This window comes from Brevundimonas sp. DW-iso22, from assembly GCF_058725425.1.
This window is the reverse complement of the sequence record NZ_JBZXEB010000003.1, coordinates 339,197-363,069: the sequence shown is the minus strand read 5'-3', so window position 1 is coordinate 363,069 and position 23,873 is coordinate 339,197. Positions and strand designations below refer to the sequence as shown.

At 66.9% G+C, this 23,873-nt stretch carries 24 protein-coding genes; 9 read left to right on the top strand and 15 right to left on the bottom strand.

Going from position 1 to position 23,873, the window contains the following annotated elements; translation table 11 throughout:
- Positions 1–16 precede the first annotated feature (16 nt).
- The 5 genes from rsmG to AC4PRM_RS05345 all read left to right on the top strand — a co-directional run bounded on the left by rsmG (position 17) and on the right by AC4PRM_RS05345 (position 3,109).
- Positions 17–589 carry a 16S rRNA (guanine(527)-N(7))-methyltransferase RsmG gene (rsmG, locus tag AC4PRM_RS05365; protein ID WP_492039193.1) on the top strand — a complete coding sequence of 191 codons (573 nt, stop codon included), beginning with the start codon at positions 17–19 and terminating at the stop codon, positions 587–589.
- Positions 573–1,385, top strand: a complete 813-nt coding sequence (locus AC4PRM_RS05360) for a ParA family protein (RefSeq protein WP_492039061.1) — start codon at positions 573–575, stop codon at positions 1,383–1,385. The genes rsmG and AC4PRM_RS05360 overlap by 17 nt, the downstream gene beginning before the upstream one ends.
- Positions 1,386–1,466: 81 nt before the next feature.
- Entirely contained in the window at positions 1,467–2,306 is an 840-nt protein-coding gene (locus AC4PRM_RS05355) for a ParB/RepB/Spo0J family partition protein (protein WP_492039192.1), read from the top strand.
- 1 nt (position 2,307) lies between these two features.
- Positions 2,308–2,931, top strand: coding sequence for a class I SAM-dependent DNA methyltransferase (locus AC4PRM_RS05350; RefSeq protein ID WP_492039060.1), 624 nt, complete (start codon positions 2,308–2,310; stop codon positions 2,929–2,931).
- Positions 2,924–3,109 (top strand): hypothetical protein, encoded by a 186-nt coding sequence (locus AC4PRM_RS05345; protein ID WP_373256673.1) that lies wholly within the window; start codon positions 2,924–2,926, stop codon positions 3,107–3,109. The genes AC4PRM_RS05350 and AC4PRM_RS05345 overlap by 8 nt, the downstream gene beginning before the upstream one ends.
- Before the next feature lie 36 nt (positions 3,110–3,145).
- Here AC4PRM_RS05345 and holA read toward each other — a convergent pair whose 3' ends face one another.
- The 4 genes from holA to AC4PRM_RS05325 form a co-directional block, all read right to left on the bottom strand.
- Positions 3,146–4,198: a DNA polymerase III subunit delta gene (holA, locus tag AC4PRM_RS05340; protein WP_492039059.1), complete on the bottom strand. Its 1,053-nt coding sequence runs from the start codon at positions 4,196–4,198 to the stop codon at positions 3,146–3,148.
- A 58-nt stretch (positions 4,199–4,256) separates the two neighbouring features.
- Positions 4,257–4,742, bottom strand: coding sequence for an LPS assembly lipoprotein LptE (gene lptE / locus AC4PRM_RS05335; RefSeq protein WP_492039058.1), 486 nt, complete (start codon positions 4,740–4,742; stop codon positions 4,257–4,259).
- Positions 4,742–7,300, bottom strand: a complete 2,559-nt coding sequence (gene leuS, locus AC4PRM_RS05330) for a leucine--tRNA ligase (protein ID WP_492039057.1) — start codon at positions 7,298–7,300, stop codon at positions 4,742–4,744. Before leuS ends, lptE begins: the two co-directional genes overlap by 1 nt.
- 66 nt (positions 7,301–7,366) lie before the next feature.
- On the bottom strand, positions 7,367–7,840 hold the full coding sequence (locus tag AC4PRM_RS05325) for a DUF3576 domain-containing protein (protein WP_373256679.1): 474 nt from the start codon (positions 7,838–7,840) through the stop codon (positions 7,367–7,369).
- A gap of 308 nt (positions 7,841–8,148) precedes the next feature.
- Between AC4PRM_RS05325 and AC4PRM_RS05320 the strand changes: the two genes are divergently transcribed.
- Complete coding sequence (locus tag AC4PRM_RS05320) at positions 8,149–8,544, top strand: NtrZ family periplasmic regulatory protein (RefSeq protein ID WP_373256680.1); 396 nt, start codon at positions 8,149–8,151, stop codon at positions 8,542–8,544.
- Positions 8,545–8,550: 6 nt separating this feature from the next.
- On the opposite strand, the gene AC4PRM_RS05315 is transcribed toward AC4PRM_RS05320, so the two are convergent.
- The gene (locus tag AC4PRM_RS05315; RefSeq protein WP_492039056.1) at positions 8,551–9,204 is read right to left on the bottom strand and encodes a thiamine phosphate synthase; all 654 of its coding nucleotides are present in this window, start codon (positions 9,202–9,204) and stop codon (positions 8,551–8,553) included.
- On the opposite strand from AC4PRM_RS05315, the gene AC4PRM_RS05310 reads away from it, so the two are divergent.
- Positions 9,203–9,904: a YggS family pyridoxal phosphate-dependent enzyme gene (locus tag AC4PRM_RS05310; RefSeq protein ID WP_492039055.1), complete on the top strand. Its 702-nt coding sequence runs from the start codon at positions 9,203–9,205 to the stop codon at positions 9,902–9,904. The two genes, AC4PRM_RS05315 and AC4PRM_RS05310, sit on opposite strands and share 2 nt — an antisense overlap.
- Before the next feature lie 61 nt (positions 9,905–9,965).
- Entirely contained in the window at positions 9,966–10,652 is a 687-nt protein-coding gene (locus tag AC4PRM_RS05305; protein WP_373256685.1) for a response regulator transcription factor, read from the top strand.
- A 364-nt stretch (positions 10,653–11,016) separates the two neighbouring features.
- Here the strand turns inward: AC4PRM_RS05305 and AC4PRM_RS05300 are convergent, their stop codons facing one another.
- The 3 genes from AC4PRM_RS05300 to AC4PRM_RS05290 form a co-directional block, all read right to left on the bottom strand.
- Positions 11,017–11,811, bottom strand: coding sequence for an exodeoxyribonuclease III (locus AC4PRM_RS05300; protein WP_492039054.1), 795 nt, complete (start codon positions 11,809–11,811; stop codon positions 11,017–11,019).
- A gap of 242 nt (positions 11,812–12,053) precedes the next feature.
- Positions 12,054–12,686: a LolA family protein gene (locus AC4PRM_RS05295; protein ID WP_373256688.1), complete on the bottom strand. Its 633-nt coding sequence runs from the start codon at positions 12,684–12,686 to the stop codon at positions 12,054–12,056.
- 266 nt (positions 12,687–12,952) lie between these two features.
- A complete protein-coding gene (locus AC4PRM_RS05290) occupies positions 12,953–15,346 on the bottom strand; it encodes an FtsK/SpoIIIE family DNA translocase (protein ID WP_492039053.1) in 2,394 nt (797 codons plus the stop codon).
- 161 nt (positions 15,347–15,507) lie between these two features.
- Between AC4PRM_RS05290 and AC4PRM_RS05285 the strand changes: the two genes are divergently transcribed.
- Positions 15,508–16,761 carry a UbiH/UbiF/VisC/COQ6 family ubiquinone biosynthesis hydroxylase gene (locus AC4PRM_RS05285; protein WP_492039052.1) on the top strand — a complete coding sequence of 418 codons (1,254 nt, stop codon included), beginning with the start codon at positions 15,508–15,510 and terminating at the stop codon, positions 16,759–16,761.
- Positions 16,762–16,839: 78 nt separating this feature from the next.
- Here AC4PRM_RS05285 and AC4PRM_RS05280 read toward each other — a convergent pair whose 3' ends face one another.
- From AC4PRM_RS05280 to purH, 7 genes are all read right to left on the bottom strand, one after another.
- Positions 16,840–17,034, bottom strand: coding sequence for a Trm112 family protein (locus AC4PRM_RS05280; protein WP_492039051.1), 195 nt, complete (start codon positions 17,032–17,034; stop codon positions 16,840–16,842).
- Between the two features lie 107 nt (positions 17,035–17,141).
- The gene (locus tag AC4PRM_RS05275; RefSeq protein WP_373256695.1) at positions 17,142–17,801 is read right to left on the bottom strand and encodes an LON peptidase substrate-binding domain-containing protein; all 660 of its coding nucleotides are present in this window, start codon (positions 17,799–17,801) and stop codon (positions 17,142–17,144) included.
- 11 nt (positions 17,802–17,812) lie between these two features.
- Entirely contained in the window at positions 17,813–18,709 is an 897-nt protein-coding gene (gene trxA / locus AC4PRM_RS05270) for a thioredoxin (protein WP_492039050.1), read from the bottom strand.
- 86 nt (positions 18,710–18,795) lie between these two features.
- Positions 18,796–20,622, bottom strand: coding sequence for a heparinase II/III family protein (locus AC4PRM_RS05265; protein WP_492039049.1), 1,827 nt, complete (start codon positions 20,620–20,622; stop codon positions 18,796–18,798).
- 2 nt (positions 20,623–20,624) lie between these two features.
- Positions 20,625–21,284: a ribulose-phosphate 3-epimerase gene (rpe, locus tag AC4PRM_RS05260; RefSeq protein WP_492039048.1), complete on the bottom strand. Its 660-nt coding sequence runs from the start codon at positions 21,282–21,284 to the stop codon at positions 20,625–20,627.
- Between the two features lie 44 nt (positions 21,285–21,328).
- The gene (locus AC4PRM_RS05255; protein ID WP_487921265.1) at positions 21,329–22,084 is read right to left on the bottom strand and encodes a dienelactone hydrolase family protein; all 756 of its coding nucleotides are present in this window, start codon (positions 22,082–22,084) and stop codon (positions 21,329–21,331) included.
- Between the two features lie 111 nt (positions 22,085–22,195).
- On the bottom strand, positions 22,196–23,800 hold the full coding sequence (purH, locus tag AC4PRM_RS05250; protein ID WP_492039047.1) for a bifunctional phosphoribosylaminoimidazolecarboxamide formyltransferase/IMP cyclohydrolase: 1,605 nt from the start codon (positions 23,798–23,800) through the stop codon (positions 22,196–22,198).
- Positions 23,801–23,873: the final 73 nt, after the last annotated feature.

Below are 23,873 nucleotides of genomic sequence, written 5' to 3'. Positions count from 1 at the left end.
CGCAACCCCCGCCCAGATGGGTGATCTCGAACGGTTCATCACACGGCTGACCGAGGCCAATGCGGTCATGAACCTGATCGGGCCCGACACCCTGCCGGACGTCTGGAACCGCCACATCTGGGACTCCGCCCAACTTCTTGAGCATGCACCCGGTGCCCAGACCTGGGCCGACCTCGGCGCCGGCGCTGGCTTTCCTGGCATCGTTCTGGCCATAATGCTGAAGACTCAGCCCAAGAGCCACGTCTGGCTGATCGACAGCCTGCGCAAGCGCTGCCGCTTTCTGCAGGAGGTGGTCGATGGCCTGTCCCTGCGGGCCACCGTGTTGAACGGGCGTGCCGAAGATAATGCGGTGACCGTCGAGGTCGTGACGGCCCGCGCGGTGGCCCCGATGGAAAAGCTTCTGGGCTATGCACAGCCTTATCTACAACGCGGTGCCACAGGCCTGTTCCTGAAAGGGGAAAAGGCCGAGGGTGAGGTAGCCGAGGCGCGCAAGGTCTGGCAGTTCAAAAGCAACCTCTCCATCTCGCGCAGTGACCCGCGCGGCCGTATCGTATCTGTTCGGGGCATCAGCCGTGTCAAATTCTGGTAAGACCCGCGTCCTGGCCGTCTCGAACCAGAAGGGTGGGGTCGGCAAGACCACGACCGCCATCAATCTGGGCACAGCCTTGGCGGCAATCGGCGAAAAGGTGCTGATCGTCGACATGGACCCTCAGGGCAATGCGTCCACGGGTCTCGGTGTTCCACGTGAAACACGGCGGGTCACCATCTACGACGTGGTGGTGGACTCGCGGTCGGTGGACGATGCCGCTGTGCAGACGACGGTGCCGGGCCTCTGGATCATCCCCGCCGATGCCGACATGTCGGGCGTCGAGATCGAGCTCAGCCAGGCGGACCGTCGATCCTTCCGGCTCAAGGATGCCTTGGCGGGGCAGGGCGCTGATGGCCATACGAAGTATGACTATGTCCTGATCGACTGCCCGCCGTCTCTCAACCTGCTGACGCTGAATGCCATGGCCGCCGCCGATGCGGTTCTGGTGCCGTTGCAGTGCGAATTCTTTGCACTGGAGGGCCTGACCCAGCTGATGAAGACCATCGATATGGTGCGTCAGAGCCTGAATCCGTCGCTGGACATTCAGGGGCTGGTGCTGACCATGTATGATCGACGCAGTGCCTTGTCCGGCCAGGTCGCCAACGATGTGCGGGCCCATTTCGGCGACAAGGTCTATGACGCCATCATTCCGCGCAATGTGCGGGTGGCCGAGGCCCCGTCTTTCGGCAAGCCCGCCCTGATCTACGACCTGAAATGCGCCGGCAGCCAGGCTTACTTGCGCCTCGCGCGCGAGGTCGTGTCGCGCGAACGCAAGCGCCGCCTGCTGGCGGCCTGACTTTAACAGAACGGAATCAGCATCTTGACCGACGCCAAACGTGGCCCGCAACGGGGTCTGGGCCGGGGCCTTTCGGCCCTTCTGGGCGAACAGGTGAACGAGGCCCCGGTCGACGGCTCGCCCGTGCCCACCGGCGTGCAGATGGCCCCGATCGAGAGCCTGAAGCCCAATCCGGACCAGCCGCGCAAGATCTTTGACGCTACCGATCTGGAAGAGCTGTCGGTCTCGATCCGCGACAAGGGCGTGCTTCAGCCTATCCTGGTGCGGACACAGCCGGGCGAGGACGGCGTCTGGCAGATCATCGCCGGGGAACGTCGCTGGCGGGCGTCGCAGATGGCCCGCCTGACCCAGGTGCCGATCGTCGTGCGCGAGATGGACGACGTCGAAGTCTTCGAGGTCGCCATCATCGAGAACGTCCAGCGCGCCGACCTGAATCCGCTCGAAGAGGCGGACGCCTACACCCAACTGATGCAGCGGTTCGGCCGCACCCAGGACGCGGTCGCCGGCGTCGTCGGCAAAAGCCGCAGCCATGTGGCCAACACCTTGCGTCTGCTGCAGCTGCCGGACGATGTCCTGCAATATGTCCGCAGCGGCCAGATGAGCGCGGGTCATGCCCGGGCCCTGATCACCGCACCCAATTCTGGGGCGCTGGCTGAGCAGATCGTCAGGGATGGGCTGAACGTTCGTCAGGCCGAGGCCCTGGCCCGCCGCGCCGCCGAAGGTCCCAAGCCGAAGAAGACCCGGCCCGGCGAAATTGACATGAGCGGCAATGCCGACATCGCGGCGCTGGAACAGGATTTGGCCGACGCCCTGGGCCTGAAGGTCAGCCTGGCCGACAAGGGCGGCAAGGGCGAGCTGACCCTGCGCTATGGCTCGCTGGAACAGCTGGATGATCTGTGTCGCCGTTTGATGCGGCTGTGACATGACCACGGCGGCGAACGGGATAGTCAATCTCTACAGCCGCCGTGCGTCTGATTTCGACGCCGATCGCACCAAGACCTTGTTCGAAAGAGCCTGGCTTGATGCCTTTCTGGCGCACGTGCCTTTCAGTGGCGGCATTCTGGATCTGGGCTGTGGGTCGGGCGAACCGATCGCCCGCTATCTGATCCAGAGCGGTCGTTCAGTGACTGGCGTGGACGCTTCGCCTGGTCTGATCGCCCTGTGCCGCGAACGCTTTGCTGATCAAAACTGGATCGTGGCGGATATGCGCGACCTCGATCTGGCGCAGCAATTCGATGGATTGGTCGTCTGGCACAGCGCGATCCATCTGACACCTGAAGCTCAGAACAGCATGTTCGATGTCTATCGACGTCATATGAAGCCGGGCGGCGTCCTGATGTTCACAAGCTCATCCGAGGCGGGCGAACACGTCGGTGAATGGCGTGGCGAACCCCTCTACCATGGCAGCCTGTCTCCCGAGGCTTACCGAGACCATCTGACACGCGCCGGGTTCGAGCTTTTGCAACATAGGAACAGCGACCCCCACTGTGGCGGCGCGACCGTTTGGCTGGCGCGACGACGCGTGTCAGACTGCAGACATGACTGAAAAGCCCTCGAACCCGACCGCCGAAGCGATGAAGAAGGCCCTTGCGGCCAAGAAGGCGGGAAGCGCCGCGCCCTCAAGCGGCGGCTTCAAGCCTGGCCAGCATGCCGAGAAGAAGGTCGCGCAGCAGAATGCGGCGGCCAACAAGCCGGCGTTCCGCAAGGCGTCCAAGCGGGGCTAGGGCCTCAAGTAGCGCGAAGCGCGTTAGGCCTAAAATTCAAAGCCCCAGCCGCCTCGCGCGCGCCGAAATCTCCAGGATCAGACGCTCGGCGATCAGCAGGTCTGGCGAGCCGGTCGTCTTGGTGGCGATGTCGGCGGCATTGACGCTGTCCAGCACGCGATCGAGGTCCTCCAGACGCCAGTTGCGGGCCTGGCGCAGCATTTCCGCCTCCTGTTTCCAGAAGACGCCGGCGGCCTTGGCGGCTTCCTTCGAGCCGGCGCCATTGGATTGCAGCACATTGATGCGGCGTAGTTTGCCCAGATGAATCGAGGCCTGGCGCACGGCCATGACCGGGGATTCCCCCTCGGCGAAAGCCCGGCGCAATCCGGCCTGGGCGGGGGCGGGGCGACCGCCGAAGGCTTGTAAGGCGGCGTCCTGAAGCGAGGCATCGGGTTCAACGCCCAGATGGGTCTCCAGCTCCTCGACATCGATGGTGCGGCCCGAGCCGGGGCCGATGTAGAGAGCCAGCCGCTCGATCTCCTGACGCATCAGGCCACGCTCGCGGGGCAGGCGGGAGACGAACCGGTCCAGGGCATCGCCGGTCAGGCCGACCTTGTCCGCCGCCAGGGCCTCGCGCGTCATGCGGGCGACGTCGCCCGTCTCGTCCTCATAGCAGGCGATGCCGACGGCCCCGCTGGAAGCCTCCGCCGCCTTGCGCAGGGCCGAGTCGCGGCCAAGCGCCCCGGCCTCGACCACCAGCATGGCGTCGGGATTGTAACCGCCCTCGGCATGGACCTTGAGGGCGGCGGCCAGCATCTTGTCGATCGAGGCCTTCTCGGCCCCCAGACGCACGCGGACCAGACGGCGGCCGCCGATCATGCTCAGGGCGGTCAGGGCCTCTTCCAGTCGGGCCTCGTCGCCGTCGATGTCACTGTCGGTCAGCAGGGTGACGTTGAACGGGTCGTTCAGATCCGGCGTGATCGCCTTGCACAGCGTCTCGGCGCGTTCGGCCACGCCGGACCGGTCCTTGCCGTGGATGACGGCGGCGCGGACGCCCTTGTCCGGGGCCTTCAGGAAGCGATCGACCTCGGGCCGTTTGGCCAGGATCACGTTCTCCTCCCCCGCTGGGCGAGGGGGACCATGCGCAGCATGGTGGAGGGGGCCAGCATCACTCGGCCGACAGAGTCCGCATCAGGTCCAGGCGGATCAGGCGGGCCAGTTCGGCGGCGGCGCGTTCCTCGCCGTCCTGCTGGGCGGCGATGGCGGCATAGGGCTGATCGGCGGCGGCATAGGTCGTCGTCACGGTTTCGATACCCGTGACTGGCGCGCCGCCGTTGAGAGGCGTCAGGGTCCAGGCCCCGCGCACCGTCAGCTCATAGCGGGTTGCGGTGTCGTCGATGCGGCGTCCCAGCGGGCGGCGGGATTGTTCGATGGCCGTCTCCAGACGGTATAGAGGCGCGACGGCCCCATTCCGGCCCAGGGCGTCTTCCAGCTGTTCGCGGACGCGATAGCCGAGGCGATCGTCCTGTGTCGTCACGGCGATGCGCGACAGGCTGGAGCCGACGGCACCGCCATCGCCATAGATCGGCGTAAAGCCGCAGGCGCAGACCAAAAGTCCCGCAACCGCGACAACCGTTACAGCAAGCCCGCGCATCACCCGACCACCAGATTGACGATGCGATCCTTGACCACCACGATCTTCCTCACCGTCTGACCCTCCAGTCGTGCCTGCACCTCTGGATCGGCCATGACGATCGCCTCCACCTCTGCCGGGTCCAGCCCGCGGGCGACGCGGATCTCGCCGCGACGTTTGCCGTTGACCTGGATGGGCAGGGTGACCTTGTCGTCGGCCGCCAGAGCCGGATCATAGACCGGCCAAGGCGCGTCCAGGATCATCCCCTCTCCGCCCAGTCGCGTCCAGCCTTCCTCGGCCAGGTGTGGCGTGAACGGCGCGACCAGTCCCAGCAGGGCCTTCAGCGCCTCACGCTTGGCCTCGCCCCCCGCCTTGGCGCTGTCGCGGATCGTGGCGACGAAGGCATAGAGTTTGGCGATGGCGGAGTTGAAGCGGAAGCCGCTGATCCCTTCGGACACGGCCTTGATCGCCTTGTGCGTCTCGCGGACCAGGGCGGCATTGGCTTCGGCTTCCCCGGCAAAAGCGGGGTCATAGCCATCGACTTCAGCCCAGACACGCTGGACGAAACGGCTGGCCCCCTCGACGCCGCCGGGCGTCCATTGCACGTCCCGCTCCGGCGGGCTGTCGGACAGGACGAACAGGCGACCGGCATCGACGCCATAGGTGTCGACGATTTCCTGGGGCGCGACGACGTTCTTCTTGGACTTGGACATCTTCTCGATGTCGCCGATGGTCAGGGTCTCGCCGGTCGAGAGCTGGCGGGCCGAGCGCTTGCCGGCGTCATTGGTCAGCTCGACATCCGTGGGCTCGACCCAGGCACCGTCTGCCCGGCGATAGGTCTCGTGGACGACCATGCCTTGGGTGAACAGGCCCGCAAACGGTTCCCTGACCGTCATCAGCCCGGCATCGCTGAGGGCACGGCTGACGAATCGGGCATAGAGCAGGTGCAGCACCGCATGTTCGACCCCGCCGATATACTGATCCACTGGCAGCCAGTGGTTGGCAGCAGCATGCGAGATTGGCTCGGAGGCCGTCGGGTCGGTAAAACGGGCGAAGTACCAGCTGGAGTCGACGAATGTGTCCAGCGTGTCTGTCTCGCGTGTCGCATCACCGTGACACGAGGGGCATTTGACGTGCTTCCAGGTCGGATGGCGGTCCAGTGGATTGCCGGGTGTGTCGAAGGTGACGTCTCTGGGCAGTTCGACCGGCAGGTCCGCCGCGGGCAGCGCCCCACACTTATCGCAGTGGACGATGGGAATGGGGCAACCCCAGTAGCGTTGGCGGCTGACGCCCCAGTCACGCAGGCGGTAGATGGTCTTGCCCTCGCCCTGGCCGGCCGCCTCGATGCGGGCGATGGCTGCGGCCTTGGCGGCCTCGATCTCCAGCCCATCCAGAAAATCGGAGCGGAAGATGGTGCCGGGGCCCGTATAGGCCTCGCCATCAACGCCGAAGTCGTCTCCTGCGCCATCGGGTCTGACCACGGGCAGGATGGGCAGGCCGTATTTGGTCGCGAACTCGAAGTCGCGCTGGTCATGCGCCGGGCAGCCGAAAATGGCTCCGGTGCCATAGTCCGACAGGATGAAGTTGGCGATCCAGACGGACACTTCGCGCCCGTCGAAGGGGTGGATGACCTTCAGGCCGGTGTCGAAGCCGATCTTCTCGGCCTGTTCGATTTCGGCCTGGGTCGAGCCACCCTTGCGGCACTCGGCGACGAAGGCTGCGGCCCCGGCGTGAGTTTCGGCCAGGGCGCGGGCGACCGGATGGTCGGCGGCGATGCCCATGAAGCTGGCCCCGAACAGGGTGTCAGGGCGGGTGGTATAGATTTCCAGACCGTCCGGCGTGGCGTCGGGGGCGTCACCGGCCCACTGCCAGGTCATCTGCAGACCCTTGGACCGTCCGATCCAGTTTTCCTGCATCAGCCGGACCTTGTCGGGCCAGCGGCCCTCCAGCTCCTTCAGCCCCTCGATCAGATCGTCGGCATAGTCGGTGATGCGCAGGAACCACTGGTTCAACTTGCGCTTCTCGACGACGGCACCCGAGCGCCAGCCGCGCCCGTCGACCACCTGCTCATTGGCCAGGACGGTGTTATCGACCGGATCCCAGTTGACCACAGCCTCCTTGCGATAGACCAGTCCCCGCTTGAACAGCTCGAGGAACCAGGCCTGCTGCTGGCCGTAATAGGCCGGGTCGCAGGTGGCGAACTCTCTGGACCAGTCCAGGGAGAGGCCCAGCAGCTTCAGCTGGTCGCGCATGGTGGCGATGTTGGACCAGGTCCAGTCGCCGGGATGGATGCCCCGCTCGATGGCCGCGTTCTCGGCCGGCAGTCCGAAGGCGTCCCAGCCCATGGGGTGCAGGACATCGAACCCTTGCGCCCGCTTGGAGCGCGCCACCACGTCACCCATCACATAGTTGCGCGCGTGGCCCATGTGGATGTTGCCCGACGGATAGGGGAACATCTCCAGCACGTAGTATTTCGGCTTTCCGGTACCTTCGGTCGGCGTCGAAAAGGCGTCAGCCTCAGCCCAGCGGGACTGCTGACGGGGTTCGGCGGTCTTGGGTTCGTAGCGAGTGGCGGCCACGGGTATCCTTCAGGCAGTCGCTCCTAGAGGGCGAGCCTGAAGGAGGCAGGTCTTGGTAAAGCGGGTTTAGCGGGTGTTGGACAGGTTGAGCTGACGCGCCTTGGTCAGGATCGCGTTTTCTAGGTCCGTCTCGGTCTGGGCGGCGACCGGGGCGGCGGTCCACTGACCGGCGGCGTCGCGGACTTCCTTGTTGACCGTGACGTTCAGTGCATCGGCGCGCAGGCGCGTGTCCAGGATGAAGACGGTCGCCTTGAACCGCTCGTTCGGCGTCTGGGGGTCGCTGTACCAGTCGTAGTTCACCACGCCGCCCCAGGGATCGGCATTGGCCAGAGGCATGAAGCTGAGAGTGTCCAGGGTGGCGCGCCACAGGAAGGCGTTTACGCCGATGCCGGTCTGGGCATTGGCTGCGGCTTCGCGTGTCGCGTTGCCGCCTCCGAAGACGTCGCCGATCGTCGGTCCAAAGGGACGGTCCGCCGAGCAGCCACTCAGCAGGACGCCGGAAGCGATCAGGGCAATCGTTGCGCCGCGAACCAGCACCATTAGACACTCCATCCCTATCGAAGGCGTGCAGCGGACCCATCCGCGCACGAGCGTGACCCGATCCGTACAGGATAGAGGTCTCATTGCTGTGCTCTATAACACGGCGAAAAGGGGCGATGACAAGGCGAAGTCGCGTTGCGGCTGCGGATCATACCAGAGCAAGGCGTGATGATAGCGCCACAGCAGCGGTACGGAGTCTTGTGGAACAGGCGCTCACTCGCCACGTTCGGTTGACCGCGAGGGCGACTGGTGCCTAATCGCGGCAAGGATCGCGCGGAAAAAATCCAGCGCGGCGGCAAGGGCAGGACATGCGTGCAGGTAACGTCATCGCTGGACTGGTTGGGGGGCTGATGCTCCTGACCGCCGCTGACGTGGCTGCGGCCCAGACGTCAAGGTCGCGCACGGTGCCTGCTGCCAATCTGACCGAGACCCAGCGGGCGACCCCGGTGGTGCCGTCCGGACAGTCACGCCTTCGTTTCACCGAGCGTGGCCGATGGGGTCTCGACCTCAATCTGAATCAGCCCGTAAGCCGTGAACGTAATCTCGGCGATGTCGAGGCCGGGGCCTATTATCGCGTCAATCCGCGCCTGCGCGTGGGGGCTGCGGCCGGTCTTGCCGAGCCTGACGCCGATCCGGCGCGAGCCCGTGACCCGGATCAACGCGCCGCCCCGCGCTTTCGCCTGGAATCGATCTTCCGGTTCTAGTCCCGGTCAGTGGGGCCCAAAGGCCGCCTGTATCGCACCGACGCCCGCCAAGCCGTACACACCGGAACCGATGAGCGATCGCGCATTGCCGCCATCGATGCCGCCCAGTGCATAAACAAGCCGGCTGGATGTCGCAGTCATCAGCTTCAGGCCCTCCAGACCCAGAGACGGCTTGGTCGAGGATGCGCCGCCGGCCACAAACACAGGCGAGACCACGACGGCATCAAGGTTAGCGGCGTGTTCGAAGGCCTGTAGGCTGTGGGCCGTGCCCGTGATGCGCCAGTTCGGCTGGGCCATTGATAGTGCCTTTGCCTGGCTCAACGCCCGTTCCGGCAGATGCACACCGTCGGCCCCGACCTGCTCGGCCAGTTCCGCGTCCAGGCCGATCAGCAGCAGGCAATCTCGTCGAGCCGTCACCTCTCGCAGTCGCCTGGCGGTGTCATGAGCGTCTGCGTGGCCAAAATGCCGGAATACCACGCCGCTTCCTGCGGGTAGCCGCGCCGCCGTCTCCCAAGGGCGAGGCGTCCGGTCGGGATCGGTGAAGAACAGCAGGGGCGGCAGGTTGCCTACCGCGCGACCTTCGGTGCGGCTGACTTTGGCCGCGTCGCGCGCTAGGACGCTGGCGACATCCCACAGGGTTTTGGCATCCGACCGGTTCATGGCCATCTCTTCTCCCCTTACCGAAGCGTCGTCCAGCCTGATCGCAGCGCGGTTCGCCGCCGTGCGGGCCGACATCGAGGCCGCCTGTCGAGCTGCGGGACGCGGCGACCCCGGCGACGTGACCCTGACCGCCGTGACGAAGACCCAGCCGCCCGAGGCCATCGACGCCGCCCTGGCCGCCGGCCAGCGCGTGTTCGGCGAGAACCGGGTTCAGGAGGCGATGGTACGCTGGACCGACCGCCGTGCGGATCACCCCGACCTGCATCTTCGCCTGATCGGACCGCTGCAGACCAACAAGGTCCGGGAGGCTCTGGCGCTGTTCGACGTCATCGAGACCCTGGACCGGCCCAAGCTGGCGGAGGCCTTGGCGACGGTAGGTCAGGTGTTGGGCGTGGCTCCCCGCGTATTGGTCCAGGTCAATACCGGTGCCGAACCGCAGAAGGCGGGGGTGGCGATCACACAAGCCCCGGCCCTGATCGAACGGGCCCGGGCCCTGGGGCTGACCGTCGAGGGGCTGATGTGCATCCCGCCCGCCGACGAAGACCCTGCACCGCATTTCGCGCTGCTGGCGCAAATGGCGCGCGAACACGGGCTGGACATCCTGTCGATGGGCATGAGCGGCGACTATCCAGCGGCGATCGCAGCCGGGGCGACCCATGTCCGGGTCGGATCGGCCCTTTTTGGCCAACGGGACGGCTGAAACCGCGTCTAATCGCGCCCCGCTCTTGGCGAATGGCCCGACGCTCGCCATTGTTACAGCCATGGCTGCACCCAAGACGATCCTGATCATCGACGACGACGACGACCTGCGCGAGGCACTGGCCGAGCAACTCGCCCTGCACGAGGCCTTTCGTCCAATCCAGGCCTCGACGGCCGGAGAGGGTGTGCGCATGGGCCGCGAAGTGCGCGCCGATCTGATCCTGCTGGACCTCGACCTGCCGGACATGGACGGGCGCGAGGCCTGCCGCCTGCTGAGGGCGGGCGGTGTGACGACGCCGATCATCATGCTGACGGCCCAGTCTTCGGATTCCGACACGGTCCTGGGCCTGGAATCCGGGGCTAACGACTATGTGACCAAGCCTTTCCGGTTCGCCGTCCTTCTGGCCCGCATCCGCGCCCACCTGCGCAGCCATGAACAGTCCGAAGACGCCGTCTTCCGCATCGGCCCCTATGAGTTCCGGCCCGCCGCCAAGATCCTGGTAGACGACAAGGCCAAGAAGGTCCGGCTGACGGAGAAGGAAACCAATATCCTGAAGTACCTCTACCGCGCGGGCGGCAAGCCGGTGATGCGCGAGGAGCTGCTGACCGAGGTGTGGGGCTACAATGCCGGGGTCACGACCCACACCCTGGAGACCCACATCTATCGCCTGCGCCAGAAGATCGAGCCCGAGCCGGGTCAGGCGCGGCTGCTGCTGACGGATGCGGGCGGGTACCGGCTGCAGCCGTGAGGTCAGGCCCGTGGGATCCGCGCCCGGCCCAGGTTCGGATCGTCCAGCGTCCTGAAGGCGAGGCACCGGAATGGGTCAGGGATGCCTGGATCGGATTGGTTCTTCCACTCGTGATCGATTACCCAGTGGAGACCAAGGGCTCGGGCGTATTATCCGGACCTAAGAGCCGCTTGTCCGAATGGTTATATTTTACGCTGGGTCGCGGGCGTCCAACGAGTGGCTACGTCGTCCACGCTGACCGCGCGGTGGACGTTCTGGCCGAAACTCAACCAGAAGCTGCGGACTGGTGGCGGCGTGAGGCGGCTTACTTTATCCGACCAGGATCGCAGTTCGTGTTCGATCTGCCCGCTTGCGAGCCAGTCAACTAAAGCGCCAGATCCATCGTCACCGGCGCATGGTCGCTGGGCTGGGTCCATTCGCGGACGGTGTCGTGGATGCGGGCCGTGCCGGGCAGGACGGCGGGCGTCAGGCCGGGCGAGGTCCACAGGTGGTCCAGACGCAGGCCTCGGTTTGACTTGCGGAAGTCGGCGGCGCGATAGCTCCACCAGCTGGCCAGTTTCGTCGGCTCCGGGATCTGGTCGCGGATCACGTCGCAGAATCCTCCGGCGGCCTGGAGACGACGCAGGGTCTCGACCTCCAGCGGGGTGTGGCTGACGATCTTCGACATATAGCGGTGGTTCCAGACGTCGTTCTCGCCCGGCGCAATGTTGAAGTCCCCGGCCAGGACCAGCGGGCGCTGTTTGTCACGCGCCGCCATCTCGCGGGTCAGGCGCTCGTAATAGTCCATTTTGTGATCGAACTTGGGATTCAGCGCACGGTCGGGTACGTCGCCGCCCGCAGGGATGTAGAAATTCTGCACCTCGACGCCATCGACCATCACTCCGACGCAGCGCGCGTGTTTCTCACGACAGACGTCGAGAACAGGAGCCTCGGTGATCGGCTTTCTGCTAGCGATGGCGACCCCGTGCCAGCCCTTCTGTCCGCCGATCTTGAGGTAGGACATGCCCATCGCCTCGAAGGGCGCGCGGGGAAACTGGTCCTCCAGGCATTTGATTTCCTGCAGGCACAGCACGTCGGTGCCGCTCTCGGCGACGAAGCGGGCGACCTGATCGATGCGCAGGCGAACGGAGTTGATGTTCCAGGTGGCGATACGAAGCATGCGCCGGTCTTAGCCGCCCTGCCGCCAAGGCGAAACCGCACATCTCGCGCTCAAGCAGCGAGGCTCCGCGAGCCGAGCGATAGCGCCTAAAAAAATGCCCGGTCGTTTCCAACCGGGCATTTCAGGTGTCTCTCTCGCCGCCGGGAAGGGGATGACAATCCCAAACGGTCAGATCGGCTCTCGCCGCTCTGTGTCAAGAAAGACACAGGGCGTAGAAAAAGTCAAGCTTAGCTGCGCCAATTCTAGTTGCGGCGGGGGCGCTGGGTCGGGTCACGCAGCTGGAACAGGCTGGCGGCCAGATTGGGGGCAGCGGTAACGCGGGTCAGCTGGGTACGGGTCATGGTCCCCTGCGCATCGCGGATGGTCCATTCCAGCAGGCGCTCGGGCGAGCCGCCGAACATCAGGACCACGGCCCCATCGTTGGGGCGCCGGGCGTCCAAGGCGGTGATGGAATAGCCGCCGTCCTGCATGCGCACGACGCGGTCGATCCGGACGCCCTGATCAAGGCGGACGGTGCGGGCCAGGAAGGTCGACAGCGGCGTCTGGCTGAGCGGAACCTGACGGAAGACGTTCAGGCGCGGGTCGTAGCGTTTGACGTTGTTGCCGTCGGACACGACCAGTAGCCCGGCCGGGTTGCTGTATTCGAACCGCATCTTGCCGGGGCGTTGCAGCCAGAACCGGCCCTCGCGGCGCTGGGCACCCGAGGTTTCGACGAAGCTGCCCTGGGCCGAAGCCAAGTTCTGCAGGGTCGCCTGGGCGCGGGCCAGGATGGCGCGATCGTCAGCGGACAGATTGGCCTGGGCGTGCACCGGCAGGGCGGCGACACCGGCGATGGCGGCGGTTCCCAGCGCAAAGGCGCGGCGAGTGAAGGTCATGGGTCGTCTCCCGTTCGGGATGGTTGTTGAAGCGTCAGGTCATGCCCGGTCGGCGCGGCGGTGTCATGACACAAGCCTGACCATAATCGGACCGTGGGATGAAGCGCCGTTCATCGGTTGGGGTTCCGAAGTTGGTGCTCGTCTTGCCAAAGCGCCCCCACCCGGCCTCGCCTGACGGCTCGGCCACCCTCCCCCAGGTGGGAGGGGGAAATGCCGTCACGCGCTCAAGGAGCGAGCGGCCGCGTCGCGAGCGTTAGCGCCCCACTTTACAGGGGCGGCGGCCCGGCCAGCACGTCGCGCTTGCCGGCATGGTTGGCGGGGCTGACCACGCCTTCCTGTTCCATCCGCTCGATCAGGGAGGCGGCGCGGTTGTAGCCGATCTGCAGGCGGCGCTGGACATAGCTGGTCGAGGCCTTGCGGTCGCGGGTGACCACGGCGACGGCGCGGTCGTACAGGTCGTCCCCGGAGGAGCCGCCCCCCTCGTCGAAGGGCGAGGCATCGCCGTCGCCGTCGGGATCGTCGGTGATCAGGTCCAGATAGTCGGGCTCGGCCTGGGCCTTCAGGTGGTTGCAGACGGCCTCGACCTCCTTGTCGTCCACGAACGGGCCGTGCAGGCGCGTGATGCGCCCACCGCCCGCCATATAGAGCATGTCACCCTGGCCCAGCAGCTGCTCGCCGCCCTGTTCGCCCAGGATGGTGCGGCTGTCGATCTTGGAGGTGACCTGGAAGGAAATCCGGGTCGGGAAGTTGGCCTTGATGGTGCCGGTGATGACGTCGACGGACGGGCGTTGCGTCGCCATGATCAGGTGGATACCGGCGGCGCGGGCCATCTGGGCCAGGCGCTGGACTGCGCCCTCGACGTCCTTGCCGGCGACCAGCATCAGGTCGGCCATCTCGTCCATGACGACGACCAGGAAGGGCAGAGGTTCGGGCCGGATCTTCTCGCTTTCGTAGACCGGGCGGCCCTGTTCATCGAAGCCGGTCTGGACCGTGCGTTCGAAATGCTCGCCCTTGGCCTGGGCCTCGCGGGCGCGCTCATTGTAGCTGGCGATATTGCGCACCCCCAGCTTGGACATGCGGCGATAGCGGTCCTCCATCTCGCGCACCGTCCATTTCAGCGCGACGACGGCCTTCTTCGGATCGGTGACGACCGGGGCCAGCAGGTGCGGGATGCCGTCATAGACCGACAGCTCCAGCATCTTGGGGTCGATCATGATGAAGCGGCATTCGGCGGGCGAATGCCGGTACAGGATCGACAGGATCATGGCGTTGACCCCGACCGACTTGCCCGAGCCGGTGGTGCCCGCGATCAGCAGGTGCGGCATGCGCGCCAGGTCGGCGACATAGGGCTCGCCGCCGATGGTTTCGCCTAGCGCCAGCGGCAGCAGGTGGCTGGTCTTGTCGTATTCGGTCGAGGCCAGCAGGTCGCGCAGATAGACGGTCTCGCGCCGGGCATTGGGCAATTCGATGCCGATGGCGTTGCGGCCGGCCACGACGCTGATGCGGCAGGCGCGGGCCGACATGGAGCGGGCGATGTCGTCCGACAGGGCCACGACGCGGCCATGCTTCACACCGGGCGCGGGCACCAGTTCGTACAGTGTGACAACCGGGCCGGGCCGGATCTGGTCGATGACGCCCCGGACGCCGAACTCCTGAAGCACGCCCTCCAGCATCTTGGCATTGGCCTTCAGCGCCTCTTCGTCGACCGTGCCGACGCGCTTCTCGGGCTTGGTCAGCATGGTCAGCGGCGGCAGGTCGAAGCCCGTCGAGGGACGGGCAAAGTCGAAGGCGACCTGGGCATCGTCGGCCTCGCGCTTCGACGCCTTCGGCGCCTTGACGGCGGCGACCTTGGGCTCAGGGGCCGACTGGGCGGGCAGGGGCGCATAGGCGGGGGCGGGCTCGGCCCAGGGCGGGGTGTCGGCAGCATCCGCAGCGACGCGTCCGGTCGGGACGGCTTCCAGATCAGGCTCGGGAGCCGGGCGTTGACGTTTCGGTGCAGGCGGGACGGCTTCGCGCTCGGCCTTGGCAGTGGGGGCCCTGCGTCGCATGCCGCCCATCCAGCTCAGACCGTCGGTCAGGTCCGAGAAGCGAAGGCCGATGGCATAGCCGATGCCCCACAGGCCAAGCGGCAGGAAGATCACGCCCGCCCAGATCGGAGCGCCCGGTACGCGAATGGCGGCGCAAAGGCTGCGCACCAGGCCCACAATGCCGTCACCCCACAGGCCGCCCAGGCTGGAGGCCAGCGGCCAGGCGGCGGGCGCGGCCAGGGCCGACAGGGCGGCGGACAGGCACAGGACGCCCAGGGTCGCGGACAACGCCTTCAGCGGCGTGGGCTTTAATCTTTGCTGGATGATGTCGCCGATGGCGCGGGACAGGCCGAAGGCGATCAGCAGCAGGGTTGCGGGCCAGGCGGCCAGGCCGAGCGACTGCATGAACAGATCGGCGAACAGGGCACCATTGGCCCCCAGCCAGTTGGTCGGGGCCGCGCCCGAGGCGGCATTCAGGCTGGGATCGGACGGGTTCCAGGAGATCAGGGCGACCAGCAGCAGGGTCGCCAGCAGGGCCTGCAGCACGCCGCGAAACTTCACGGCTATCGGCGCATCCCACAGGATCCGCGCACCGGTCCAGGCCTGCATTCCAATGGCGAGGGCGGCGGACATGCGGTGGCGAACTCCGGGAGTGGGAAAGCGGATGCTCTTGTCGCCCCGACAGGGTTAAGGGGGCATTTACTAGATCGCTCGCAACGCGGTCGCTCGTGGCTTGAATGCCGCGACATGCAGCACCCTCGACCCTCATCCCTCATCCCTCTAACCTTGTCGGCATGACACAGGCTGATCGCTACGACGTCGTAATCGCCGGGGCCGGAATGGCGGGGGCGACCTTTGCGCTGGCTGCCGCACAGGGCGGGTTGAAGGTCGTGCTGATCGATCCGCAGCCGTTCAGCGCCCAGTTGGCCCCAACCTTCGATGGCCGTTCCACCGCCATCGCCTTTTCGACCTTCCGCATGCTGGACGCCCTGGGCGTCGGAGAGGGCTTGCGGCCCCATGCCTGCCGGATGGACCACATCCTGGTCACCGACGGGCGGCGGCCCGGTGCCGCATCCAGGGCGGCTTCACTGGCCTGGCTGCGGTTCGATGCGGACGAGATCGGTGATCGAAACGGCGGCGAGCCGCTGGGCTATATGGTCGAGAACCGGCGCATCCGCTCGGCCCTGGCCGAGGCCATTACCGCCGCCGGGATCGAGGTCCGCGCCCCCGCTGCGGTGAGCGCGGTCGAGGCCGGGCCGGGATTCAGCACCGTCACCCTGGCCGACGGATCGGTCCTGACCGCCAGCGTCGTCGTCGGGGCCGAGGGGCGCGGGTCGCTGGTGCGCCAGGCGGCGGGCATCGACACCACCGGCTGGACCTACGGCCAGAGCGGCGTCGTGGCGACGGTGCAGATGGAGCGCGACCACGGCAATGTGGCGCATGAGTATTTCCTGCCCGCCGGGCCCTTCGCCATCCTGCCCCTGACGGAGCGTCGGGCCAGTCTGGTCTGGACCGAGACGACACGCCGGGCCGAGGCGCTGCGCGACGCGTCCGACGAAGCCTTCCATTCGCACCTGCGCCGCCGGTTCGGCGACTTCCTTGGTCAGGTTTCGGTCGCGGGACCACGCTTCGTCTATCCTCTGTCGCTGCAATTGGCGGAGGCCCTGACGGCCCCGCGCACGGCCCTGATCGGCGATGCGGCCCATGCGGTGCATCCGGTGGCGGGACAGGGGCTGAACATGGGGCTGAAGGACGCTGCCGCCCTGGCCGAGGTGCTGATCGAGGCGATGAGGCTGGGCGAAGATATCGGCTCGGAGACGACGCTGGACCGCTATGCCCGCTGGCGCCGGTTCGACAATGCGGCTTTGGCGGCCGGCTTCGACGCCTTCGTGCGGCTGTTCTCCAACGATATCGCGCCGGTCCGGCTAGCGCGCGACCTGGGCATTGCCGCCGTCAACCGCATCGCCCCCCTCCGCCGCGCCTTCATGCACGAGGCGGGCGGCGCGACGGGCGATCTGCCGAAGCTTTTGCGGGGTGAGGCGGTTTAGGGAGGTTCTAGGGGTTAGGTTCTAGCGCGAAACCCGTCGGACCCGGACATCCTGATTTTTTCCCTAGAACCTAGTCCCCTAATCCAGCACCCGTGCTTCTTCCGTCAGCATGATCGGCACGCCGTCGCGGATGGGGAAGGCCAGCTTTGCTCCTCTGGACACCAGTTCCTGCTGCTCCCGGTCATAGGTCAGTTTCCCGCGCGTAACGGGGCAGACCAGAACCTCCAGCAGGCGAGGATCGACGGCGGTCGGCGTGTGGAATGTGTCGGACATTCTCGAAGGTTATAGGGTCTAGGTCCTAGGTTCTAGGGAAAGACGCAGAAGTCGGGATTGGATTTCCTTCTCCCTAGAACCTAATCCCTAGACCCTGGAACCTCGCTTCACTGCATGGACGGCGCTTCGCCGTCTCCGGCCTCGGCGGCATCAATGGTCAGCAGGGCGGTCAGGACAGCGGCGCGGTCGGGCAGGGTGACGGCCTCCAGCAGGGCCTGCTTCTCGGCCCCGTCAAACGGCAGGGCCATCGACAGGCTGTTGATCAGGGCCTCGGGCGGCGCGGTCTCGGCGGTGTCCCAGTCGATGTCCAGGCCGCGCGTCTCCATATAGGCCCGCAGCGCATCCAGAAGCCGGTCGCGATCCATGTCGTCGTCCTCGCGGGGCGGCGCGGTCAGATCGGCCTCGAACGACGCAAAGTCGGCGCGGATCTGGCGATACGGCGTCTGGGCCGGGATTTCGCTGGCCAGACGAAAGCGCGCACAGCCGGTCAAGGTGATCAGATACCGGCCGTCAGAGGTTTCGGCGAAACTGGTGATGCGTCCGGCACAACCCACTGACGACAGACTGGGCAGACGGCGCGGGCCGGCCGTGGGCTGGATCATGCCGATGATCCTGTCGCCCGCCATCGCGTCGTCGATCATGTTGAGATAGCGTGGCTCGAAGATGTTCAGCGGCAGCTGCCCACGCGGCAGGATGATGGTTCCGGGCAACGGAAAGACCGGGATCACCTGGGGCAGGTCGCTGGCTTTCACATAACCCTGGGCCACGCGGCGCTCCTTCAGGCGAACAGAATGGAGGACAGGCGGCGGCGTCCGTCGCGGGCCACGTCGGAGGCCGGTCCCGCCGCCTCGAACACCGTCAGCAACTGCTTGCGGGCGGCTTGGTCATTCCACTCGCGGTCGGCCGCGACGATAGCCAGAAGGCTATCGACCGCCCCCTTGAAATCGCCGCCCGCCGCCTGGGCCAACGACAGGTCGTAGCGGGCCTGATGATCGGACGGATTTGCAGTGAGGCGGGCCTGAAGCGCGTCAGCCTCGCCCGTCGGGGCGGCCGAAGCGAGCGATAGCTGCGCACGCAGGCTTATGACGTCGGCATTCTTGGAATCGGTCGAGGCCATGGCCAGGGTCTGGCGGGCCTGATCGGCGTCGCCGTCGGCCAGATAGACCCGCGCCATTCCGGCGATGGCCGTCTCGTTCTCCGGCTCCAGCGTCAGGACCTGGGCATAGGCCTGGGCCGCGCCGCCGAGGTCGTTCAGCGAAAGGGACTCCTCACCCAGTGACAACAACTGGATAACGTCCGAGTTGATGCCGGGCCCGCCCGACAGCTTTTCGATGAAGGCCTTTAGCTGGCTTTCCGGCACCGCTCCCTGGAAACCATCGACCGGCTTGCCGTCGACGAAGGCATAGACGGTGGGAATGGACTGGACCCGCAGCTGGCCCGCATAGGCCGGGTTGGCGTCCACATCGATCTTGACCAGCTTGACCTTGCCCTCGGCGGCACGGACGGCCTTTTCCAGCATGGGCGTCAGGGTCCGGCAGGGCCCGCACCATGTGGCCCAGAAGTCGACGATCACCGGCTGGACCTTCGAGGCCTCGACGATGTCGGCCATGAAGCCGGCGTCGGAGCCGTCCTTGATCAGGTCATCGGACGCAGCTTTGGGGTCGGCGAAACTCATGAAACGATCCTGTGCAGACAAGCGGTAACGCGGCAACCGTCAGATGGTCGCGGCAGGGCGGAACCTCAAGGTGGAGCGGTGACGGATCAGGACGGATCGGACCCGGCGCCGGCGGGGCTCAGCTTCCAGCGGATCTTCGTTTCCGCATCCGTGCGCGCCGAACCGCGCACCACGATCTGGAGCGAGCGGCGGGTCAGACCCTCATCGACATGGACCGAGGGCTCGATGGCGACGTCCGGCCCGTCGGTGCGGAACCACCAGCCCCGGCCAGAATGGCCGCGCAGCAGGATGGAACGTCGATCGCGGGCCAGGGATGCCTGAACCCCCGGCTCCAGCTGGAAGCGGACAGCATAGGGGGCGGCGATCGGGCGAGCGCCATCACGATGACCGGGCGAGGGATGCAGGCGCTCCTCGGCGCGCAGCTCGTCCAGCTTCTGGTCCAGGTACAGACGTCGTTGATGCAGCAGTCCGAAGCGCGAGGCCCAGCCGTCGTGCTCGACCTCCAGCCAGACGGCGGCCTCGCCATCGCGGTGGTTGACCTCGAAATGCAGCGCCGGTCCGATCAGGCGCGGTCCCATGACCTCGGCCTTCCAGCCTCCCAGTGGCTCGGCCACCGAGCTTTCGCCCAGGGTCAGGGTCGAGTGGCCGGGGGGCAGGCGAAGGCCTTGGCGATCCAGCGCCTGGGGTGTCCAGCCGCAGCCGGTGACCAACCGGTCCTTGCCGCACAGAATCTCCAGCGCCATCGGCTGGGCACAGGCTGTGGCGGACCAAGGCCCTCGCGCCGGACCCGCGACATCTGTGATGATGGTCAGCAGGGGGCTACGGATCCGAGAAATGCCGCCAACGATGCCGGACAGATCGGTATCGGGGCCGGCGTCCCCTTGGGCGTGTGCCGCTGCCACACGAGCCGCCGTCGAGGGCCCGCCGCCTTGCAAGGTGATCAGTCGCCCATCCGGCAGAGTGTGCAGGCTTAGAGCCTTGGTCAGGCGCTGGATGGCGCGGCGCACCGGCTCGGGCGTCGTCTCCGATACCTGGCCCAGGACGTCATGCAGCGTCTGCAGATCAAGCAAGAGCTCCATCCCCGCCTCGGGGCTGCGTGAGGCATGGCTGCCGTCGGCCATGACCGTGCGCGCCAGAGCCGCTGTCAGTCGGTGCAGGGCGGTCCGGCGCAGGCCCGCACCGGACTTACCGGCCAGAGTGCAGCCCGCGACGGCGACGGCGGTCAGGCTGGTCGCCTGTTCGGCCACGCTGTGCGGCGGGCGCAATAGTTGACGGGCTTGACGGGCCAGCAGGTCGGCCAGTTTCAGTCGTTCGGCCTCGGTGGCGACCTGGCCTATCCGGCGAGCCGCGCAGGCGAGGTTGAAGACTCGACGCGCCAGGATCGACGGGTTCCAGGCGAACGGCGACCAGCGGGCGAAGGTATTGGCCCAAGCCAGGGTCAGCCGCAGGGCCTCTCGTGCGCCGCGCTCCTCCTGCATCATCAGCGATGGCAGCCACTGAAAGGCGTGGAGTTCAGAAGCGAAGGCACGGGTCGGACTGGGACGGTTCCAGGGGTCTTCGGGGGCCGGAGCCTCCAGGCTATGGCCCGCAAGAGTGAAACGACCCGCCAGCAACAAGCGTCCCAGGTTCGGATCGACCGGTCGCGGATCGCGCGGGCTGGCGGCAAATCCCTGCGCCGGACGACCGCCCAGGGTCAGCGCATAGCCGGGCAGACCGTATAGCTCGATCCACAGCTGGCGCGATATCAGCCTTCCAGCCAGGGCAGGCCATTGGCGCACGTCACCATGTGTCTGGCTGTTGCGGACAGGTGTGCGCACGGGAGCTCCGCGCAAACCAGGAATGGTGTCGGACACGGCACCACCCGAGACGACATCAGCCGCATTGGGCGCGTTCCGCTCGCTTTGGCCGGGCATAGTCACGCGCGCTTCAACGCCGCGATATTGTCCGCATAGGCGGCCGGTCCACCCTTGAACACGAACGACCCGGCGACCAGGGCATCGGCCCCGGCCGCGACACAGGCTGCGGCATTGGCCGAGGTCACGCCGCCGTCGACCTGAAGATGCGCTTTCGATCCGGCGGCATCCAGCAGGGCGCGGGTCCGCTCGATCTTCCTCAGCGTCGTGTCGATGAACGACTGGCCGCCAAAGCCTGGATTGACCGACATCAGCAGGACCAGGTCGACCAGGTCCACGACCTCGGCCACGACATCGACGGGCGTGCCGGGGTTCAGGACCACGCCGGCCTTGGCCCTCAGCTGGCGGATGCGACCGAGCGTCCGGTGCAGATGCGGCCCGCTCTCGGGATGGACGGTCAGGATGTCGGCCCCGGCCTCGCGGTAAGCCTCCAGCCAGGGATCGACCGGGGCGACCATCAGGTGGACATCGAACGGCAGGGTGGTGTGCGGCCGGATGGCTTTCACGATGTCGGGCCCCAGGGTGATGTTGGGCACGAAATGGCCGTCCATCACATCGACATGGATCCAGTCGGCCCCGGCAGCCTCCAGGGCGGCCACCTCCTCGCCCAGACGGGCAAAATCGCTGGCGAGGATCGACGGGCAGATCAGGGGCGCGGTCATGACGGGGGGGATAAGCCGGGATGCCCGCAGGGGCAAGCGCGGGCTTAAAGCTGGGGCGCGACGGCCGTGTCGTTCAACAGAGCCGAGAAGCGGCGGATGGCCTCGGCGGTCAGGTCCGGGTCGTGGCGCATGGGCGGGGCCGAGGTCGGCTCGTCAAAGGCGTGGGTGCCCTCGGCGATCCAGGTCTCGACTTCGGCTCCGCAGTTGCGGACCATCGCATGGACCCGCTCGGCGTTGCGGACGCTGGTCAGGTGATCGGTGCGCGAGATGACGGCCAGGGTCTTGGGACAGTGGGTCCAAGGCCGCATCCGGTTCAGGGCCGCAATGCCTATATAGGGGTAGCAGAGATAGACGGACTTCACGCCGTCCAGGGTGACCTCGCCCGGGTTCTGGAGCCCAAGCGTTCCGGGCGTCCGCGCCGAACTCATCGCCTCCATGATGCCCCAGCCGCCGTGGCTCCAACCTGCCAGGACGACACGCGAAGCGTCTACGTCTCGCCTTTGTGACACGCCGTTCAGCGCGGCCAGCACGTCTCCCGCTCGCTTGTCACCGCGCAGTTGCAGGCCCGAGCAGACGGTGGCCAGGGCATAGACCCGGCTCCAGCCGCGCGGGGCATAGGAATCGACGATGAAAGCGCGCCAGCCCGCGGCCCTTGCGGCCTCGGCATAGAGCGGGAGATGCGGCCGCATTCCGCCGCAACCGTGGAACAGGACCACCGCCGGACGCGGCCGGTCGTCGTCGGGGCCAACGACGATTGCGTGCGGTTCAAGCTGGGTCCAGCGGGTGGAAAGAGTGTCCATGGCAGAACCTTAGCCTTTGTCGAACCAAACGACAGCCGCGCGACGTGGATCACCGCCTAATCGCGCTCATTCAGCGAGCGACCGCGTCGCGAGCGATAGCGCCCCCAAAAATCAGTGCCTGAACACCCGCACCCCGGTGAAGGCCATGGCGATGCCGGCCTCGTCCGCCGCCGCGATGACCTCGGCGTCGCGCATGGAGCCGCCGGGCTGGATCACCGCCGTGGCTCCGGCAGCGACCGCTTCCAGCAGGCCGTCGGCGAAGGGGAAGAAGGCTTCGGACGCGCAGGCAGATCCATGGGCGAGGGAGTGGGCCAGCCCCTTGGCTTCCCCGGCTTCCTTGGCGCGGATGGCGGCGATGCGGGCGCTGTCGCGGCGGTTCATCTGGCCTGCGCCGATGCCGGCGGTCTGGCCGTCCTTGGCATAGACGATGGCGTTGGACTTGACGTGCTTCGCGACGGTGAAGGCGAACAGCATGTCCTGCACCTCCTGCTGCGTCGGCTGGCGGCGCGTGACGATCTTCAGGTCTTCGGGCTTGATCAGGCTGCGGTCGCGCGACTGGACCAGGAACCCGCCGGCCACGCTGCGGAACACCTCGCCCGGACCGTGCGGATCGGGCAGGCCGTCGGTGATCAGCAGGCGCAGGTTCTTCTTGGCGGCGAAGACGGCGCGGGCCTCGTCGTCGGCACCCGGTGCGATGACGACCTCGGTGAAGATGTCGGTGATGGCACGGGCATCGGCCCCGTTCAGCGGCCGGTTGACGGCAATGACACCGCCGAAGGCCGAGACGGCGTCGCATTCCAGGGCGCGGCCATAGGCCTCGCTCAGGTCGTCGCCGACCGCCACGCCACAGGGGTTGGCATGTTTGACGATGACGCAGGCCGGCGCTTCGAACTCGGCGACCAGTTCATAGGCGGCGTCGGCATCGGCGATATTGTTATAGCCTAGCTCCTTGCCCTGGATCTGCTGCGCATGGGCGACGCCAGGGCGGGTCTCGCCGGTGCGATAGAAGGCCCCGGTCTGATGCGGGTTCTCGCCATAGCGCAGGGTCTGGGCCAGCGAGCCGGCGATGGATTTGCGGGCCGGGGCGGCGTCTTCCAGCTGACCGGCGAACCAGCCGCTGACGGCGGCGTCATAGGCGGCGGTGCGGGCAAAGGCGCGGGCGGCCAGCCGCTTGCGCAGGGCCAGTGACGTCGTGCCGTCCGCATTCAGCGCCTCCAGCAGCTCGGCCACCGAGGCCTGATCGACGCAGACGGCGACATAGCCGTGGTTCTTCGATCCCGAACGGATCATGGCCGGGCCGCCGATGTCGATGTTCTCGACCACGGCATCGAAGCCGCCGCCCGAGGCGACCGTGGCCTCGAACGGATACAGGTCGACCCAGACGATATCGATGGGACCGATGCCGTGGACGGTCATGGCCTCGGCATGGTCAGCGGCGTCTCGCACGCCCAGCAGGCCGCCGTGGACCACCGGGTGCAGGGTCTTGACCCGCCCGTCCATCATCTCGGGGAAGCCGGTCAGGTCGGCCACGTCCTTCACCGGCAGGCTTAAAGCCGCGATCGCCGCGCGCGTGCCGCCGGTCGAGACCAGCTCGACGCCCAGCTCATGCAGGGTCCGCGCCGCCGCCTCCAGCCCCGTCTTGTCGGACAGGGAGATCAGGGCGCGAACAGGCCTCACCGCATCGGGCGCAGGCGGAAAATCGGGAGCGGCGGGCATGGCGGCATCCGTATCTGGAATGAGGTCGGGGAGACGCGGGCGGCTCTAGCACTGTCCGGGGCGCGATAGAACC